Genomic DNA, 19,275 nt, shown 5'->3' with positions numbered 1-19,275 from the left:
GCCTCCAAGTCCATTGCTTCGGCACGGACGCCTCCCGCCCGTACCCCTGTGCCCGGCCGCGCAGCTCAGCCTGCGAGCGGCTCGGGCGCTCCTTCGATCTCCGCCAGCAGGCGCGCCAGCAATGCGTCATCGGCCCCGTCGACCTGCGCCAGCAGCAGCCGGTTGGCCAACCCGGCCACCGTGGGCGCGCCGAACAGGTCGGCGATGGTCAGGCGAACGCCGGTACGTTCCTCCAGGGCGACCAGAATCCGCGCCGCCAGCAGCGAATGGCCGCCGAGTTCGAAGAAGTCCTGGTCGACGTAGATGCGCGCAATGCCAAACTGGGCCTGCCAGACGTCGGCAACGGTCCGCTCCATCTCATCGCGCGGCAGCACACCGCTGGGTGCAGCTGCGGTGGCTGCCAGCACTGGCGGCAGAACCTCGGCCGGCATGATCTGCCCTGGCGCTGCGATCCAGTGCCGGCGGCGCTCGAACGCCACACCGGGAAGCCCCACGCGCCGCCCCCTGCGCGCCTCGTTGAAGGCACGCCAGTCAATCTCGACACCCGCCATCCAGGCCTGGGCCAGGCCCGCCATCAGCGCGGCGTGGTCGCTGCTGGCATCGCGCGGATGGCGCAGGGAGCTGCACACCACATGCGCATCGATGCCCGGCTGTTGCCGGGCCAGCGTCGTCAACGTGACGCCGGGCCCCACTTCGATCAGCACCGCAGCGCCGCCGTCCAGCACGGTGTCCATGCCATCGGCGAAGCGCACCGGCTCACGCAGATGCCGGACCCAGTACGCTGCGGAGGTCGCCTCTTCGGGTGCCAGCAGGCGCCCGGTGACATTGGACACCAGCGGAATCCGCGGGGCGAGCAGCCTTACGCCACGCATTACATCGCCGAACGCGGACAGTGCCGGATCCATCATCGGCGAGTGGAACGCGTGCGAGGCGGGCAGCAGGTGGCACTCGGTGCGCGGCGCCAGTCGATCACGCAGCCGCTCCAACGCCTCCACGGGACCGGCCGCCACGCACAGTGTGGGTGCGTTCACCACGGCTGCCACGCAGCCGGCCGTGGCGTCTCCGCCGTCGGCCAGGGCCTGCTGAAGGGCCGCCTCGGAGAGCGGCACGACCAGCATGCCGCCGGGCGCCAGCGCATCGAGCAGTGCGCCGCGCCGTGCCACGACCTTGATCGCGTCTTCCAGCCCGAGCACGCCGGACACGCAGGCGGCCACGTACTCGCCCAGACTGTGGCCGATCAGCAGATCCGGCTGGATGCCCCAGGCCTGCAACTGGCAGGCAAGCGCGTACTCCACGCAGAACAGGGCCGACTGGGTGTAGCGGGTCTGCTTCAGCCGGGGGTCGTCATCGGCGAAGAGAATGTCGCGCACGTCGCAGTCGAGCTCCGACCGCAGCAGATCCGCGCACTCGTCCAGTGTCTGCCGGAACACGCGCTCGTGCTCGTACAGCCCGCGGCACATGCCCGCATGCTGCGCGCCCTGCCCGGGGAACATGAACACCACGCGGCGCTTTTTCGAATGGACCTCGCGGCCGGCGCGGGCCATCTCCCGCCGCAACGCGTCGGCTGCGGAGGCGCCATCGGCGCAGGCCACGGCACAGCGGAACCGGTGATGGCTGCGGCCGGCCTGCAGGGTGAAGGCGGCATCGGCGATGTCCACCCCGCCGTCGGCCAGTGCCGTTGCCAGCGCCTCCACGGTGTCGGCCAGTGCCGCCGCGCTTTTCGCGCTCGCCACCAGAAGTTGCGACCGCGCCGTGGGGGTACCGTGGGCGGGGTGGACCTGGACAGGTGCGGGTGCGGGCGGCGGCGCCGGCAGCGGCGCCTGTTCGAGAATCACATGTGCATTGGTGCCGCCGATGCCAAACGAACTGACGGCGGCGCGGCGGGCATCGAAGGACGCCGGCCACGGCGTGGCCTGGGTGGGGACGTAGAACGGCGACGACGGAAAGTCGATCGCCGGGTTGGGTGCCTCGAAATGGGTGGCAGGCGGCAGCACGCCCTGCTCCACCGCCTTGGCAGCCTTGATCAACCCGGCGACGCCGGCGGCGATGTCGAGATGACCGATGTTGGCCTTCAGCGCGCCCAGCGCACAGTACTGCGTGCGCGCCGTGGTGGCACGATAGGCCTCCGACAGTGCGGCGATCTCCACCGGATCACCCAGCTGGGTGCCGGTGCCGTGCGCTTCCACGTAACCGATGCTGTCGGCCGGGACGCCGGAAACGCCCAGCGCCTGGGCGATGACCGCAGCCTGGCCGTCCACGCTGGCCGCAGTGAAGCCGACCTTCTGCGCACCATCGTTGTTGACCGCCGATCCCTTGATGACGGCGTACACGCGATCGCCATCGGCAATGGCATCGTCCAGCCGCTTCAGCAGCACGATTCCCGCACCGGCGCCCTTGACCGTTCCCTGCGAACGGTGGTCGAAAGGGCGGCACAGGCCATCGGAAGCGACGATGCCGCCTTCATGGAACTGATACCCCTCGTCCACCGGCACGTTCAGGCTGACGCCACCGGCCAGCGCCATGTCGCATTCGAACGACAGCAGGCTCTGGCACGCCTGGTGGACCGCCACCAGCGAGGTGGAGCAGGCGGTATCCACGTTGACGCTTGGCCCCTGCAGGCCGAGCTTGAACGACACCTTGGTGGCCGCGAAGCTCTTTTCGTTGCCGATGGAGAACTGCAGCGTACCGATCGCATCGATCAGGCCCGGTTCCGGCAGCAGGTTGCGGATCATGTAGGCCGGCGTCCCCACGCCGGCATACACGCCGATCAGCCCGTCGAACTGCGCCGGGGCATGCCCGCCGTCGTCCAGCGCCTGCTGGCAGCACTCCAGCAGCAACCGGTGCTGCGGGTCCATCGTCTCCGCCTCGCGCGGCGTGAAACCAAAGAAACCCGCATCGAAGCGGTCGATATCCTGGGGGCCGTACGCCACCCGCACGTAAGCCGGATCGGCGATGCGGGCCGGGTCCACCCCGGCGTCGCGCAACTGCTGCTCGCTCAGCGGACGTGCCGCGACCTGCCCTGCCAGCACGTTCCGCCAGAGAGCGGCGACATCGTCCGCGCCCGGGAACCGTCCTGCCATGCCAATGATCGCGATGCCTTCCATCGGGCTGTCCAACCTGTCATCCATTGCGGAGTCGCTCCTTCAACTGCTGTCGTTGCCGCTGTGCCGCCTGTCCGCGTTCCCGACTGCGCGTGGCGATCATCGCCGCACGCGCGCTGCCATCGTCGTCCTGCTCGGCATCGAGCAGATCGCCGAGGCCGGCAATGGTCGGGTTGCGGAAGAGATCCACCACGTTGAGTTCGCGACGCCCCATGCCGCGCAGGCGCGCGTGCATCTGCGCCAGCAGGAACGAGTGCCCGCCCAGCTCGAAGAAATTGGCATGACGGCCGATGCCCTCCACACCGAGCAGCGACGCCCATATCTTCGCCACCGCGCGCTCGGTGTCGGTCGCAGGCGGCTCATCCTCCCGGGTCGGAAGCTGTGCGGCATCCGGTGCCGGCAACGCTGCCCGGTTCACTTTTCCGTTCGGCGTCAGCGGCATGTGCGGCAGCACCAGGACGAGGTCCGGCTGCATGTAATCGGGCAGCATCCGCTGCAGGCGCGTACGCAGCGCGTCCTGCAGCACGCTGCCCTGCGCGATGCCGGTGGCCACCACGTAGGCGACCAGCCGCGGCGGTGCGCCGCTGTCGTGGCGCACCACGGCCACGGCCTGCGTCACCGCCGGGTCTGCTTCAAGGGCCGCCTCGATCTCACCGAGCTCGATCCGGAACCCGCGCCACTTGGTCTGCTGGTCCAGGCGGCCCAGGAAATCGATCGCGCCATCACGGCGGCCGCGCGCCCCATCGCCGGTCCGGTACATGCGGGCGCCGGGCACGCACGACAGCGGGTCGGGAAGGAAGCGCTCGGCGGTCAGCGCGGGCCGCTGCCAGTAGCCACGGGTGACGCCGATGCCGCCGATGTAGAGTTCACCGGCCACACCGGCCGGCACCCGTTCCAGGTCCAGGTCCAGCACGCGGATCTGCTCGCCGCCAAGGGCGCCGCCCAGCGTGGGGGCTGCTTCGGTGACCTGGGTGGCCCCGGACCACACGGTGGTCTCGGTGGGTCCATACATGTTCCATGCAGACCGCGCAGTGGCCGCCAGCTGCTGTGCCAACGGTGCGGGCAACGCCTCACCGCCGACCAGCACCGCATCCAGCCGGGCCACCGCCTGCCGGCCCGGCTCGGAGTCCAGCAGCAGGCGCATGAACGACGGCGTGCACTGCAGGTGCGTCACCGCATGGCGGGCCATCGTCTCCTCTGCGGGATGGTAGGTGCGCCGCGCCAGCATCTGCTGCCGCGCGTGTTCGGCGTCGGCCAGCTGGCGCAGCCGCTTCAGCTGCGCGAATCCCTCGACCACGTGATCCTCGTCGATACCGAAGTCGACCAGGCAGGCCGCCTCGTCGACGCCGATCGCCTGCAGCCGTCCGATCATCGGCAGGCATTCCTCGGGCGTGCCGAACAGCGCGCTGGAACGGGCGTAGCGCTGGAAGCCGGCTTCGACCAGCACGTCCTGGTCGACATCCGGGTCCAGGCCATTGACTTCGGCCACCGGCCGCAGCAGATTGACCGAACTGCGCAGATAGTCCTTGAACGGGGCTTCCACACGCGCGCTGACCTCCGCGCTGTCCTCGCCCACGTAGGTGTGCAGCATCAGCGTCACGCGGCCCGCCTCGGGGTCGTGCCCATGCTCGGCGCGGGTACGCCGGTACAGCGCGATCTTGCCCGCAAGCTCCTCCAAGCTCTGCCCCAGCAGGTGGGTGAGTACGTTCGCACCGATCCGCCCGGCATACTCGAACGTCTCGGGGCTGCCGGCCGCCGTGATCCACACCGGGAGTTCGGGCTGGATCGGCTCGGGACGGGTGCGGATCTCCACCTCGCTGCCGTTGCCGGCGCGGAACGGCCGCGATTCGCCACGCCACAGCGCACGCACCGTGTCCACCCCGTCGCGCAGCACCTGGTGGCGCTCGGCATAGTTGTCCGGGTTGAAAACGAAATCGTTGAAGTGCCAGCCCGAGGCAAAGGCGATGCCGGCACGGCCCTTGGACAGATGGTCGATCATCGACCACTCTTCGGCCACCCGCACCGGATGGTGCAGGGGCAGCACGACGCTGCCGGCGCGGATGCACACGTTGCGCGTCACCGCCGCGAGCGCAGCGGCGGCGACCGCCGGACTCGGGTACTGGCCGCCAAAGGCATGGAAGTGGCGCTCAGGCACCCACACCGCCTCGAAACCGCTTTCATCGGCAAAACGCGCGCCGTCCATCAGCAGCCGATAGCGGTCCGCGCCCGGCGCGCTGCGTTCGGCGGCGAAGTAGAACAGGCTGAACCCCACCGGCGCTGCCGGCCGGCGCTGTACGGTGCCGGCCAACGGGAGTGCCGCTGCAGCCGTGGCAGCAGGCTGCTCCTGCTGCAGTACCACCTGGTGCCCACGCGACAACGTCCACAGCAGCTCCAGGACGGAGATGTCGAAGGAGACGCTGGTGACGGCCAGCCACACCTGGCGCTCGTTGGGCGCCGGCTGCAGCCGCTGGTCCAGGCCATGCAGGAAACCGCAGAGGTTGGCGTGCGACACCATCACGCCTTTGGGGCGACCGGTGGAGCCGGACGTGTAGATCATGTACGCAAGGGCCTCCGGCGGTGGCGCCGCCGCAGGCTCGTCCATCGCAGGCGGCGGCAGCGGATCGCCGACACCGAGCATCTCGACCGGCACACCGGCACCGGCCACCTCGGCGATCGCGCCCAGCGACGGCGCGCTGATCAGCAGGCTCAGGCCCGCGTCCTCGATCATCAACGCCTGCCGGGCCACCGGGTAGTCCGGATCGATCGGAACATAGGCCGCGCCGGCGTCCAGCACCGCCAGCAGCGCCACGACCATCTCCGGACGGCGCTCCAGCAGTACGCCAACCCGGTGCTCAGGACCGATGCCCCGTGCCCGCAACCGCGCCGACAGCGCTGCCACCTGCGATGCCAGCGTGCCGAAATCCAGCGACACGTCACCGCAGCGCAGTGCGACGGCATCCGGATCGCGCTGCGCCACGTCACGGAAACGACAGGCCACCGAGCGCTCGTCGGCAGCGATACCGGGGCCTGCAGGGTCGACCGCGTCGGCCGGCAGGCGGAACTGCGGCAGCCGCCGCGCCGGCGCCGCGCCGGCCTGCTCGAGCAGCGCGGCGAACTGGCTGGCCAGGGCATCAACCGTGTCGGCATCGAACAGATCGGTGTTGTACTCCAGGCCCATCTCCGTGCCGTCGGGAGCGTGCTCGAGGGTCAGGGTGAGATCGTATTTGGCGACATGGGTATCGGCAGCAATCGCCTCGACGTCGCAGCCGGTCAGCCGCAGGCCGTCGGTGTCGCGCTCGATCATCGAGAACATCAGCTGGAACAGCGGCGTGTGGCTGAGGCTGCGCGGTGGCTGCAGGAGCTCGACCACCTGCTCGAACGGGATGTCCTGGTTTTCCTGCGCGGCCAGTACAGTCTCACGGACCTTGCCCAGCAGGTCCTGGAAGCGCTCACCGGGCTGCACGCGGGTGCGCATCACCAGCGTGTTGCTGAAGAAGCCGACCAGATCCGTCACTTCGGCGCGCACGCGGTTCGCCACCGGGGTACCGACCACCAGATCGGTGCTTCCGGTATGCCGCCACATCAACAGATTGAACACGGCCAGGCCGGCCACGAACGGCGTGACGCCGTGATCGTGCGCCAGCGACTGCAGTGCCTGCTGCGCCCCGCCCGGCAGCGCCCTGCGCAGCACCGCACCGTGGTAACGCTGCGTGACCGGCCGCGGGCGGTCGCCCGGGAAGGTGGACAGCACCGGGGCACCGGCAAGCTGCTGCCGCCAATACGCCTGCTGCGCCTGGATCCGCGGGCCACTGGACTGCAGCCAGCTGCGCTGCCATGCGGCATGGTCGGCATACTGCACCGGCAGCGTCGGCAGCGTCGCACCCGCGTACAGCGCGCCGAGATCGCGCTTGAGAACATCCAGCGACCAGCCATCGGCCGCAATGTGATGCAGCACGATCAGCAGCACGTGCTCGCCGTCATCCAGTCGTATCAGCGTCACCCGCAGCGGCGGCGCCCCGGCGAGATCGAAGCCACGGCCAGCCTCCAGCACCAGCAGCGCGTCCAGGTCCGGCCCCTGCGCGGAGACGGCGCGCTGTTCGATCGGGATGGGCATGTCGACCCAGGAAGCGCCGGCGATGTCGGCCCCGTCGGGGTAACGGGTCTGCAGCACCTCGTGCCGCCGCACCAGCGCGTCGACCGCCTGCTGCAGCCGATCGACATCCAGCGGCCCGCGCACGCGGAATGCGACCGGAATGTTGTATGCCGCTTCGTTGCCGCCCAGTGTGCGCATGAACAGCAGGCGTTCCTGCGCGTGCGACAGCGGCAACAGGTCGCCCCGCTGCACCCGCAGCAGCGCCCCACCGGCATCGGTGCTGGACTGGTAGGCCTCCAGGGCGCGGATGATCGCGGCCTTGGCAGCCACCACGCGCTCCTTCAGCTCCGCGTCGAAGCGGCCTTCCGGTGCCCGATAGCGAAGCGCCCCGTTCTCCGTCCAGACCTGTATCCCGCGTTCCCGCAGCTCCAGCAGCAGTGCATCAATGGACATTACAGGCTCCCCTCGTCGACAAGCTCATCGCTGCTCACTCCCTGTGATCGGTCTGCGTTGGCGAGCCACTGCTGCGCCGACAGGTGACGGGCCAGACCGCGCACGTCGGGGTGTTCAAACACCGCGCGCATCGATACCGGCACGCCGAACATGGCTTCCACACGGGGCAGCATTTTCAGCATCAGCAGCGAATGGCCGCCCGCCAGGAAGAAGTTGCTGTCCACGCCGGCGACCTCGCCGGGCAGCATCTCCCGCCACAGCGCCAGCAGGCCGCGTTCGGCCTCGTTGCCGGGCGGCAGGGCCGCGGTCGCCTGCGCCACGGGGGCGGAGGCCGCGTCATCGAGCGCGAGCGCCCTGCGGTCGAGCTTGCCGTTCGCAGTCCTGGCCAGGGCCGGCAGCAGGACATAGCGCGTTGGCAGCATGTGGGCGGGCAGCGCGCGGGCCAGCGCGTCACGCAGCCCGGCAGCCTGCAGCACCTGCCCTTCGGCCGGCGAGACAAACGCGACCAGGGCATCCTCCCCTGCGCTCGGCACCACCAGCACCGCGCACTCTCCAACCCCGTCCAGACGGCCAAGGTGGTGCTCGACGTCGCCCAGTTCGATGCGGAATCCACGCAGCTTGACCTGCTGGTCGGCGCGTCCGATGAACTCCAGCGCACCGCCTTCCGCGCAGCGCACCAGATCGCCGGTGCGGTACATCACGGCGCCCGCGTCGATCGCAAACGGGTCCGGCAGGAAGCGCTCGGCCGTCGCGCAGGGACGACCGAGATACCCCTGCGCCACACCGTCGCCCGCCAGATACAGTTCTCCGGGGACGCCCCACGGCACCGGATCACCGGCGCTGTCGAGCACATACGCGCGGGTGTTGGCGATCGGAACGCCAATCACCGGCTTGACGCCGGTCCGGCGCGGCATCAACGCCCACGTCGAGTACGTGGTGTCTTCGGACGGGCCATACAGGTTGTAGACACGCAGCGCGGGCGACTGGTCGTGCAGTCGCTCCACCAGCCTTGCCGGCAGCGCTTCGCCGGCAAGGTTGACCACGCGCACGCTGGCCGGCAGCGGACGCTCGCGCGTCAGCGCATCGATGGCCGACGGCACCGTGTTCACCAGGGTCAGCGGACGCCGCGCGGCGGCCTGGTGCAGAGCCAGCGCATTGTCGCCCAGCACCACCGTGCCACCGGCCACCAGCGGCAGGAACAGTTCGTACACGGAGAGGTCGAAGCACACCGAGGTACAGGCAAACACACCCTGCAGATCCGCGTCGTCCACCTCGGTCAGCGCCCAGTCGAGCATCACATTCGCATTGACATGGCGGATTGCCACACCCTTCGGCCGGCCGGTCGAACCGGACGTATAGATCACATAGGCCACCGCCCCGACCGGCACGGCCGGCAGCGCGGGCATGGCGGCCGGCACCGGTCCGGCCAACACCTCGTCCAGCGTGATGACCCGCACATCACCGATCTGCCCGAGCACGCTGTCACGGATGCGCGCGTCCACGATCAGCAGCGCGGGCGCCGCATCGTCCAGGATGTCCAGCAACCGCTGGCGCGGGTAGTCCGGATCCAATGGCACGTAGGCCGCGCCCACCGACTGGATCGCCAGCAGCGTCGTCACCAGGCGGGCGGTGCGCGGCAGGCAGACCGCAACGCGCTCGCCCTGCACGATGCCCAGGCGTTGCAGGGCGTGCGCGGCGGACGCCACCTCGGCGGCCAGCCCGGCATAAGTCAGGCACTGTGTCCCATCGTCGATGGCGACGGCGGCCGGCGTGCGCAGCGCCTGATCCAGCACGCGTGCGTGCAGCGCGTGGGCACACCGGTCAACCCGCGAGCCGTCCAGCAGCGACGGCTGTGGCCAGCGCGGCGCCAGTGCGTCCAGGCGCCGCGACGGATCGTCCAACAGCGCCTCCACGACCGCCACGTAGGCGTCCGCGAGCTGCGCCGCCGTGGTGGCGGTGAACAGGTCGCGCGCGAACTCCAGGCTGCCCTGCAATGTTCCGCCCGACGCGCGCATCGACAGCGTCAGATCGAACTTGGCCGCCCGGTCGCCGGGCGGTGCTGCGGTGACCCGGACGCCATCCAGGACCAAGGTCGCTTCGTCGCCCTGTTCCATGACGAACATGTGCTGGAACAGCGGGCTGTGGCTCAGCGCGCGATCGGGCTGCAGGTGTTCGATCACCCGTTCGAACGGCAGCTCCTGGTGGGACAGCCCGTGGATCAGACGCGACCGCGTCTGCTCCAGCAGATCGGCCACCGTGGCGGTGGGCTGCAGTTGGAAGCGCAGCGCCAGCGTGTTGGCGAAGAAGCCGATCAGCGACTGGGACGCCAGCGATTGGCGGTTGTCCACCGGCGTGCCGATCACCAGATCCTGCTTGGCCGAGAAGTACGACAGCAGCAGCGCATACGCGCTGGACAGCACCACAAACGGCGTCATGCCCAGTGCCTGGCAGCGCTGTCCGAGCCTTGCATGCAGGGCGGCCGGCATCTCGAAGCGGTGCAGTCCCCCCCGGTGCGACTGCACCGGGGGGCGAAGCGATGCCGTGGTCAGTTCCAGCAAGGGAGGCGCGCCGTCCAGCGCCTCGCGCCAGTACGCCAACTGCGGCTCCAGCAGGTGCGCGGTGTCGTGCTGCCACACCGCGTAGTCGGCGTACTGCAGCGTGGGCGCCGGCAGCGCGGCCACGCCATCGGCGTACAACGCCCGCAGTTCGTGGCAGAAGATCGCCAGCGAGCTGCCGTCGAAGGCAATGTGGTGGATGTTCAGCAGCATCGTCCAGGCGGCGTCGCCGTGCCTGACCAGCGTGCAGCGCAACAACGCACCTGCGGCGAGATCGAACGCGTGCGAGGCATTGGCATCGATCAGCGCCGCCAACCCTGTCGCCCGTTCGGCGTCGCCAAGGTGGCGAAGATCGATCACCTCCAGCAGTCCGGTCCGCGCGGGCTGGACCTGCTGGTGCAGCACCCCGTCGATGGCAACGAAGGACGCGTTCAACACCTGGTGGCGCGCCACCAGCGCATCCAGCGCCACCGACAGGCGCGCGGTGTCGAGCGCACCGTCGATGTGGAACACCCCCGGCATGGTGTACAGCGTCGGGTCGCCGCCCAGGCGCTCCAGGAACCACAACCGCTGTTGCCCGGTGGTGGCCACCACCGGGCCGGAACCGGCGCATGGCCCAAGCACCGGCAATGGCTGCCCGCGCCCGGCAGTGCGCGACCGGATGCAGGCGGCAAGGCCCGCTGCCGTCGGGTGATCGAACAGATCGCGAACGGTCAGGCCCACGGCGAACACGGCCTGCAACCGCGCGCTGGCGCGGGCGGCCAGCAGGGAATTTCCCCCCACGCTGAAGAAATCGTCATCCCGACCGATGGACGCCGAGCCCACCAGCTGCGACCAGCACTGCAGCACCAGCCGCTCGGTCTCGTCGGCGCCGCCGACCGGCGCCGCGGTGTGGGCAGCGCCGCCCGCCACGCGTGCCGCCGCCAGTGCCGCCTCATCGACCTTGCCGTTGCGGGTGAGCGGGATCGCCGGCATCGGCACCCACATCCCCGGCACCATGAATTCCGGCAGGCGGCCACGCAGGTGGCGCATCCAGCCGGCGGCGTCCAGGCTGCCGCCATCGGCCAGCACCACATGCGCGGCGAGCTGGCCATCGCCGGTTGCCCGCGCCACCACCTGGCCGATACCGGGCAGGCTCGCGCAGGCCGCCTCCACTTCCCCCAGTTCGATGCGGAAGCCGCGCACCTTGACCTGCTGGTCGCGCCGCCCGATGTAGTGCACCTGGCCATCGTGCGCCCGGCGGACCGCCAGGTCGCCACTGCGGTACATGCGTGCGCCGGGGATCGGCGAGAACGGATCAGGCAGGAAGCGTTCGGCCGTCAGCTCGGCGCGTCCCAGGTAGCCACGTGCCAGCCCAGGGCCGGACACATGCAGTTCGCCCGGCACGCCTGCAGGCTGCGGAACGCCGTTGTCGTCCAGGATGTACATGGACAGATCGGTCAAGGCTTCGCCGATCAGGCTGCCGGGCGCGTCCACGTCAACGTGTTGGATGATCCGCGCCGTGACATGCACCGTGGTCTCGGTGATGCCGTACATGTTCACCATCACCGGCCCCTGCGGATACCGCTCGAACCACGGCGCAAGTGCCGCCAGGTTGAGCGCTTCTCCACCAAACACGATGTAGCGCAGCGCGGGCCAGGGCCGTGGGGGGCCGGCGAGATCGGCCTGCAGCAGCTGCTGGAAGGCCGACGGCGTCTGGTTCAGTACGGTCACGCCCTGCGCGCGGACGAACGGGCCAACCTCGTCGGCCGAGCGCGCGACCGCATACGGCACCACGGCCAGCCTTCCTCCATGCAGCAGGGCGCCCCAGATTTCCCAGACCGAGAAATCGAAGGCGTAGGAGTGGAACAACGCCCAGACATCCTGCGGGCCGAACGTGAAGGTCGCCGCCGTGGCCTCGAACAGCCGCAGCACGTTGGCATGGGTCACCACCACGCCCTTCGGACGGCCGGTGGAACCGGACGTGTAGATCACATACGCCGCCTCCTGCGGATCGATGGCCACGGCCGCCAGCGGTGGCGCATCGGTGGTCTGCAACGCTTCCACCGGCAGGTAGCGCAGCGACGCATCGGCGAACAGCCCTGCATGCGCGTGATGCCCGAGGATGCCGGCCACGTCGGCGTCGCGTGCCATGTACAGCAGCCGCTCGGCCGGGTAGCGCGGATCCAGCGGGACATAGGCGGCACCGGCCTTGAGGATGGCGAGCATGGCCACGATGAGGTCGCAGCCCCGCTCCATGCACAGCCCGACGCGGCTCCCGCGCCCGATGCCGGCCTCGCGCAATGCGGCCGCCCATTGCCCGCTGAGCGCATCCAACTGCGCATGGGTCAGTGCCTGGTCCGCGCAGTTGACCGCAATGGCCGTCGGGAAGCGCTTCGCCGTTGCGCTGTAGCGCGCAGGCAGATCGCCTGGCACACCCGGCACCGTGGCCGGTGCGGCCGCAGCCGCCGTCGGCGCCACTGCCGCCCCGAGCGGCAGCGCAGCCACTGCCTGCAGGGGATGCTCCAGCGCCGACGCCAGCAGACCGGCGTAATGCGCGAGCATCGCCTCTGCCGACGCGGATGTGAACAGGTCGCGCCGGTACTCCAGCTCCAGGCGCATGCCGTGGCGCGTGAAGGTGATCAGCAGGTTGATGTCGAACTTGGCCGTTGCCGTGTGCAGTGGCAGCCACGCGGCCTGCACGCCGTCGGGCCACGCGCAGGGGTCGACCACGTCCGGCTGCAGCGTCACCATCGCCTGCACCAGCGGGCCGTGGCTCAGCGAGCGGGAGGGTGCCAGCGCATCCACGACATGGTCGAAGGGGACGGCGGCATCCTGCAACGCGGTCACGCCATCGCCGGCAAACCTGCGCAGATGCGCCTGGAAGCTGTCCGCTGGCTGGATGGGGCTGCGCAGCACGAGGGTGTTGACGAACAGACCGACCGTATCCCCGTGCCGCGCCTGGTCACGCGTGTCCACCGCGGTCCCCAGCGGTACGTCCTCGTTGCCGCTGTAGCGCCACATCAACAGCTGGAAGACCGCGGCCAGCAGCATGAACGGGCTGCATGCAGTGGCGGCGGCAAGCGACTCGACACGGTGGCGTTCGGGCAGCGACAGCGTGCGCGACACGACTCCGCCACGGATGCCCGCCACGGGCGGCCGCGGCAGGTCGGTGGGCAGCTCCAGCAGCGGCGGCATGCCCTGCAGGCGCTGCGCGATCCGCTGCAGGCCGGCCTGCCAGGCATCGGCCTCGCGCGCCGCCTGCTGCGCCTGGCAGTACCCCGTATGGTCGCCCGCCCGCAGCGCGTCCGCCCCACTCCACCGCGCGGCGATCTGCCGCAGCAGCACGGCCAGCGAACCACCGTCGGCGGCAATGTGATGCGCAAGCACCGTCAGCACGCACTCCCCATCCCCCAGCCAGGCCACATCGGCCCGGCAGATCGGCCCGGCCGCCAGATCGAAGACGGTCCCGGCCAATGCCTGCAGGTGCGAGGCGAGCACATCCTCGCGTGCCTGCCCGATGTGTCCGGACAGATCGGTCAACGCGACCGGCGGGTGCGGGTGCGCGCCGACAAGCCGCTGCGGACCGTCGGTACCGGCCACGTAGCAGGCGTGCAGTTCCGGATGCAGCGCGAGCACATGGGCGACGTGTCCGCGCACGGTGTCAGGGGCCCGCACGCCGGCCAGGCGGATGCTCAGCGGCATCGTGTACGCCGCGCTGGGGCCGTGCAGCTGGTCCACGAACCACAGCCGCTGTTGCGCCGGCGACAGGACCTCCGGTGCCGACGGCGCAGGCGGGGCGTCGACATCGCCACCGGCCTGACGCTGGTCGGCGCGCCGTGCGAGGTCGCCGATCACCGGGTGCAGCAGCACGTCGGCGACCTGCAGGTGCACCCCCGCCGTTTCGCGCAGGCGCGAGCACAGGCGGGTGGCCAGCAACGAGTGGCCGCCAAGCGAGAAGAAGTTGTCGGCGGCCGAGGCCTCCGGTACCGCCAGCAGCTCGCGCACGGCCGCCAGCACCTGCGCGCCCACCGGCGTCAGCGGTGCGGCCTCGACGGCCGCGACCGGTGCCACGTTCGCCGATGTCGGCAGCGCGGCGCGGTCGATCTTGCCACTGCTGTTCAACGGCCATGCGTCCAGCAGCGTGAACCGTTCCGGGACCGCATAGGACGGCAATCTGGCCCGCAGGTGGGCAGTCAGCAGCTCCAGCCGCTCGGCGTCATCGAAGGCGCCGGCACGCACAGCGTGGCAGAGCAGATAGGGCTCGCCATTGGCATGCCGCGCCAGGACGGTCAGCGCACCGGCAACGGCGTCGCAGGTGCCGGCCAGCGCATCGATCTCGCCCAGTTCCAGCCGCTGGCCGCGAAGCTTGACCTGGAAGTCGAGGCGGCCGAGGTACTCGATGGCGCCGTCCTGGCGCTGGCGGGCAAGATCTCCGGTGCGATACAGCCGCTCGCCAGGCGCGCGCGGCACCGGCGAGGGCACGAAGCGTTCGGCAGTGAGCGCCGGCGCTGCGGCATAGCCACGGGCCAGCCCCTCCCCGCCCAGGTACAGCTCGCCAGCCACGCCTTGGGGTACCGGCTGCAGGTCGTCGTCAAGCACCACCATCTGCACGTTGTCGATCGGATGCCCGATCGGCACGCGGGTGCCCGCGTCCTGTGCATCGCAGTCCCAGCAGCTCACATCGATGGCCGCTTCGGTCGGGCCATACAGGTTGGCCACCCGTGTGGTCGGGAAGCACTGCCGGCAGCGGGCCAGCACATCGATGCCCAGTTCTTCGCCGCTGCATACGATCTGCCGCAACGACGGCAGCGCACCGAGCCCGTGCGCATCGACGAAGGCGGCCAGCATCGACGGCACGAAATGCACCACACTGACGCGCTGGTAGCGCATCAGGGCATGCAGGTAGTCCGCATCGCGGTGTCCATCGTGACGGGCGATGACGAGCCCGGCACCGACCATCAACGGCCAGAACAGCTCCCACACCGACACGTCGAACGTGTACGGCGTCTTCAGCAGGGCGCGCTCGTCAGGCTGCAGGGCGAAGCGCCGCTGCATCCACTGCAGCCGGTTGGCCAGCGCCGCGTGCGTGTTGACCACGCCTTTGGGCTGTCCGGTGGAACCGGACGTATAGATGACGTAGGCGGCCTGGGCCGGCGCGTGGACGCGCGGTGCGGTGCGCCGGTGCGTGCCGTCGGCACGCAGATCGGCGACGCTGCGACTGCCCGGGAACAGTGCGTCGGCACCTTCGTCGTGGATGCCCGCCATCGGGCGGGCGGTGTCCAGGATGGCCTGGATGCGTGCCGCAGGCAGCGCCGGGTCCAGGGGCAGATAGGCGGCACCCGCCTTCATCGTCCCCAGCAGCGCCACCAGCAGATCGGCAGAACGCCGCATCGACACCGCGACCACATCGTCACTGCCCACCCCCTGGGCCAGCAGCGCGGCAGCGACCGCATCGGACTGCGCATCCAGCGTCGCATACGTCATGGTGCCGCCGTCGACGTGCAGCGCGATGCGGTCCGGCGTCTGCGCGGCCTGCCGGCGGAACTGCGCGTCCACGGACAGGAAGGCGCCCCAGTCGCGGTCCTCGCCCCAGCCCGGATGTGCGTCCCGGGGGGCCAGCGGGATCTGTCGCAACGGTGCGGTCGGCTGCGCCACCCCCTCGCGCAGCACCCGGGCGAAGCTGTCGGCCAGGCTGGCGGCCACGCTGGGTTCGAACAACGCGGTGGCGAAGTCGATGCGGCCTTCGTAGCGACCATCGCCCAGCTCGACCAGCGACAGCGACAGATCCAGCGGGCTGGTGCCCGGTGACAGGCGCACCGGCCGCACCTGCCAGCCGTGGAGCGCTATCGCATCGTCCTGCTGCCCCTGGATGAGCGCCGCGAGGCCCGGAGTGCCGCTGGCGGTATGCAGATTGAGCAGCACCTGCACCAGCGGCGGCACGCTTGCATCGCGTTCCAGCGACAGCGCCTCCACCACCTGCGCGAACGGCAGCCGCGCGTGCGCGATAGCCCCCCGCAACCGCGCCCAGAGCGCCCGGTGGAAGGTCACGAAATCGAGTTCCGCAGCGTCCCCCGAGAGCGCGGAGTGCAGGACCACCGTGTTCACGAAATAGCCCACCGACGTGCGGGCGGAGGGCGTCGAGCGGCCCAGAGTCGGCACCCCGATCAGCACCTCCGGCTGGCGTGCATAGCGGTGCAGTACCCAGGCGAAGGCCGCAGCGAAGAGGCTGAAGGGCGTACACGCCCACTGCGCGGCGAGCGCGTCGACCGCCGCGCCCTCGGCGGCGGAAAGGTGGAAGTGGACGCTGTCCCCCGCCACGTCCTGCACGCGCGGCCGTGGGCCACGGCGCGGGAGGTCCAGCACCGGCGGCCGCGCTGGCAGGGTGTCGCGCCAGTACGCCCGCTCGACATCGGTACCGTGCCGGAGATGGCGCGCCTCGTCCTCCACATACTGGAAGAAGCCCGTCGCTGCGGACGGCGGCAGTGCTTCACCGGCATACAGCGCGGCCAGCTCGTCGATCAGGCGCAGCATCGAGGCCAGATCGACACAGATGTGGTGCGCGACCAGCATCAGTACATCGCCGTCGGCCTCGCGCAGGTGTTCTACCCGGAACGGAGGCTCGACATCCAACCGGAAGGGGCGCGCGGCCAGGCGCTGCAGGAGGGCCGGACGCTCGGCGGCGGTGACCCCGTGCGCGGCGCGCATCGGCTGCAGCGCGGCGGCGTCGGGCGCCTGCACGATCTGCTCGGGCCCCGCCGGGCCGTCTTCGTAGCGGCAACCCAGCACCGGGTGACGCGCCAGCAGCGCGGCCACCGCCGATCCCAGGCGTTCACGATCCAGCGGATGCGTGCAGGCAATCGGCAGGGCCACGTTATAGGCCGCGCTCTCCGGCTGCAGGCGGTACAGGTACCACAGTGCGGCCTGGTTGGCCGACATCGGGTGGCGATCGCCCACCGCTGCGGACGACAGGGCCGGCGCAGGTGCGGGGGCGGATGCAGGCGACGCGTCGGGGCGCGCCTCCAGCGAGGCAGCCAGTTCGTCCAGCGACGCGCCATCGAACAGCCGTTGCAGCACCCCGTTGGTGCTGAACGCCGCTTCCACGCGGCCGGCAAGGTCCACCAGCGCCAGCGAATCCAGCCCCAGGGCAAGCAGCGGGCGGTCGCGCGCGACCTCGTCGGCGGATATCGCCAGCGCGGGCGCGACCATCGCCTGCAACCGCTGCAGGGGCGTCTCCACGTTGCCGGCGGCGGCGCTGGCACGCGGACGGCGGCGTGTGCCGTCGACGCGACCATTGATGCTGTCCAGCAGGTAGTGCTGCCGGATCCGTCCGCGCTGGATCTTGCCGCTCGATGTCTTGGGAAGATGTGCTGGCCCAATCAGGACCAGGTCGTGCAGGCGCGCGTCGCACGCCAGCGCCACCGCTTCGCGGGCCAGCGCCACGGCATCGGCCACCTGCAGGTTGCGCAGTGCGGAGCGGTCCACTTCCTGCACCACCACCAGCCGCTCTTCGCCGTCCTGTTCGATCGCGAACGCGGCACCGCCGCCACTGCGGAATCCCTTCCACGACCGCTGCACCGCCGCCTCGACATCCTGCGGATAGAGGTTGCGGCCGCGGACGATGATCAGTTCCTTCAGGCGTCCGTTGATGAACACCCCGCCGTCGCTCACGAAGCCGAGGTCGCCCGTGCGCAGGTGGTCGGCGTCCACGTCCGGCAGGCGGGCCGCGAACGTTTCCGCGGTGGCATCCGGCCGTCGCCAATAGCCGTGCGCCACGCTCGGGCCGCGCACCCAGATTTCCCCCACCTGCCCCTCGTCGCACCTGCGGCCGGTGACCGGATCGACCACCTCCACCGCCAGGTCGAACCAGGCGCGTCCGCATCCCACCAGCGCCCCGCCGCCCTCGTCCAGGCGCGCCTGCCCCTGCTCCAGCGCCTGCCGGTCGAAGCGACGCATGTCCGCGCCCCGCCCGCGCCCCCGGCCACAGACGAACAGCGTGGCTTCGGCCAGGCCGTACCCCGGGTAGTGCGCCTGCGGGTCGAAACCGCAGGAGGCGAACGCCGCGTTGAACCGCTCCAGCGTGGCCGCACGCACAGGCTCGGCGCCGTTCAGGGCGAAGGTCCAGCTGGACAGGTCCAGCGTCGCCTTCTGTGCGTCGGTAACGCGCTCGGCGCACAACGCAAACGCAAAGTCCGGTGCGAAGCTGGATGTACCGCGATAGTCCGAAATGGCCTGCAGCCACCGCGCCGGCTGCTGCAGGAAGGCGACCGGCGTCATCAGGTAACAGCGCGCTCCAAGGTAGAGCGTGTGCAGCACGTTGCCGATCAGGCCCATGTCATGGAACAGCGGCAACCACGACACGAATACGCTGTCGGCATCGTGGTCGAACGCGGCCTGCATCAGCATCTGGTTGTGCAGCAGATTGCCGTGGGACACCATCACGCCCTTCGGCGCGCCCGTGGACCCTGACGTGTACTGCAGGAAGGCCAGGTCGCTCGCGCGGGCGCCGGGATCCACCCAGGCGGCCGCATGGTCAAGATCCAGCGTGTCGGTCAGGCAGCAGGGCACCGTACCCAACCGCGGCGAGGCCGCCAGGCGGTCGTGCAACGCGCGGTGCATGTCTGCGGTGGTCAGCACGAATCCCGCATCGGCGTCGTCGCTCAACTGCTCCAGCCGCTGCCAGTGTTCATCCCGTGCCTGCGGGGTATACACCGGTACCGCAAGGGCGCCCGCATACAGGCACCCCATGAAGCCGGCAATGAAATCCAGACCCGAACTGTAGAGCAGGATCACCCGCTCGCCGCGTCCGCCGCGCGCCTGCAGCCACGCCGCGATCGCGCGGGCGCGCTCATCCAGCTGCGCGTACGTCCAGCTCGCCTGCGGCTGGTGGCCGTCCTTGAGAAACACGAATGCCGTCTGCCCGCCGTTCTCGGCGGCACGATGCCGTCCCAGATCGACAAGACTGGCGAAACGCTGCGTCGGCTCGGCCTTGGCCGGCTTGAAATCCCTTCCGTTGGCGCCCTGCATGACCGCGTACCGCCTCCTCATCGTCCTGATGCATTGAGAACCGCTTGCTGCCGATCGTGGTGTTGCC

General features: G+C 70.3%; 3 protein-coding genes. All 3 read right to left on the bottom strand.

Annotated features, from left to right (window positions below; translation table 11 throughout):
- Positions 1 to 65: 65 nt before the first annotated feature.
- From GDJ08_RS17745 to GDJ08_RS17735, 3 genes are read right to left on the bottom strand one after another with little or no spacing between them, the layout of a single operon-like run.
- Complete coding sequence (locus tag GDJ08_RS17745) at positions 66 to 3,128, bottom strand: type I polyketide synthase (protein WP_206147377.1); 3,063 nt, start codon at positions 3,126 to 3,128, stop codon at positions 66 to 68.
- Entirely contained in the window at positions 3,121 to 7,647 is a 4,527-nt protein-coding gene (locus tag GDJ08_RS17740) for a MupA/Atu3671 family FMN-dependent luciferase-like monooxygenase (protein ID WP_153165391.1), read from the bottom strand. The genes GDJ08_RS17745 and GDJ08_RS17740 overlap by 8 nt, the downstream gene beginning before the upstream one ends.
- Complete coding sequence (locus GDJ08_RS17735) at positions 7,647 to 19,208, bottom strand: non-ribosomal peptide synthetase (RefSeq protein ID WP_165699837.1); 11,562 nt, start codon at positions 19,206 to 19,208, stop codon at positions 7,647 to 7,649. The genes GDJ08_RS17740 and GDJ08_RS17735 overlap by 1 nt, the downstream gene beginning before the upstream one ends.
- Positions 19,209 to 19,275: the final 67 nt, after the last annotated feature.

The sequence above is a fragment of the Stenotrophomonas nematodicola genome (assembly GCF_009467805.1).
GTDB classification, from domain to species: domain Bacteria; phylum Pseudomonadota; class Gammaproteobacteria; order Xanthomonadales; family Xanthomonadaceae; genus Stenotrophomonas; species Stenotrophomonas nematodicola.
Note: the sequence above shows the minus strand (reverse complement) of the source record. Positions and strands in the feature narration are given on the sequence as shown.

Bases quoted from the DNA above. Each gene is read 5' to 3' on its own strand.
- GDJ08_RS17735 (WP_165699837.1), bottom strand. From the start codon at position 19,208: ATGCAGGGCGCCAACGGAAGGGATTTCAAGCCGGCCAAGGCCGAGCCG.
- GDJ08_RS17740 (WP_153165391.1), bottom strand. From the start codon at position 7,647: ATGTCCATTGATGCACTGCTGCTGGAGCTGCGGGAACGCGGGATACAG.
- GDJ08_RS17745 (WP_206147377.1), bottom strand. From the start codon at position 3,128: ATGGATGACAGGTTGGACAGCCCGATGGAAGGCATCGCGATCATTGGC.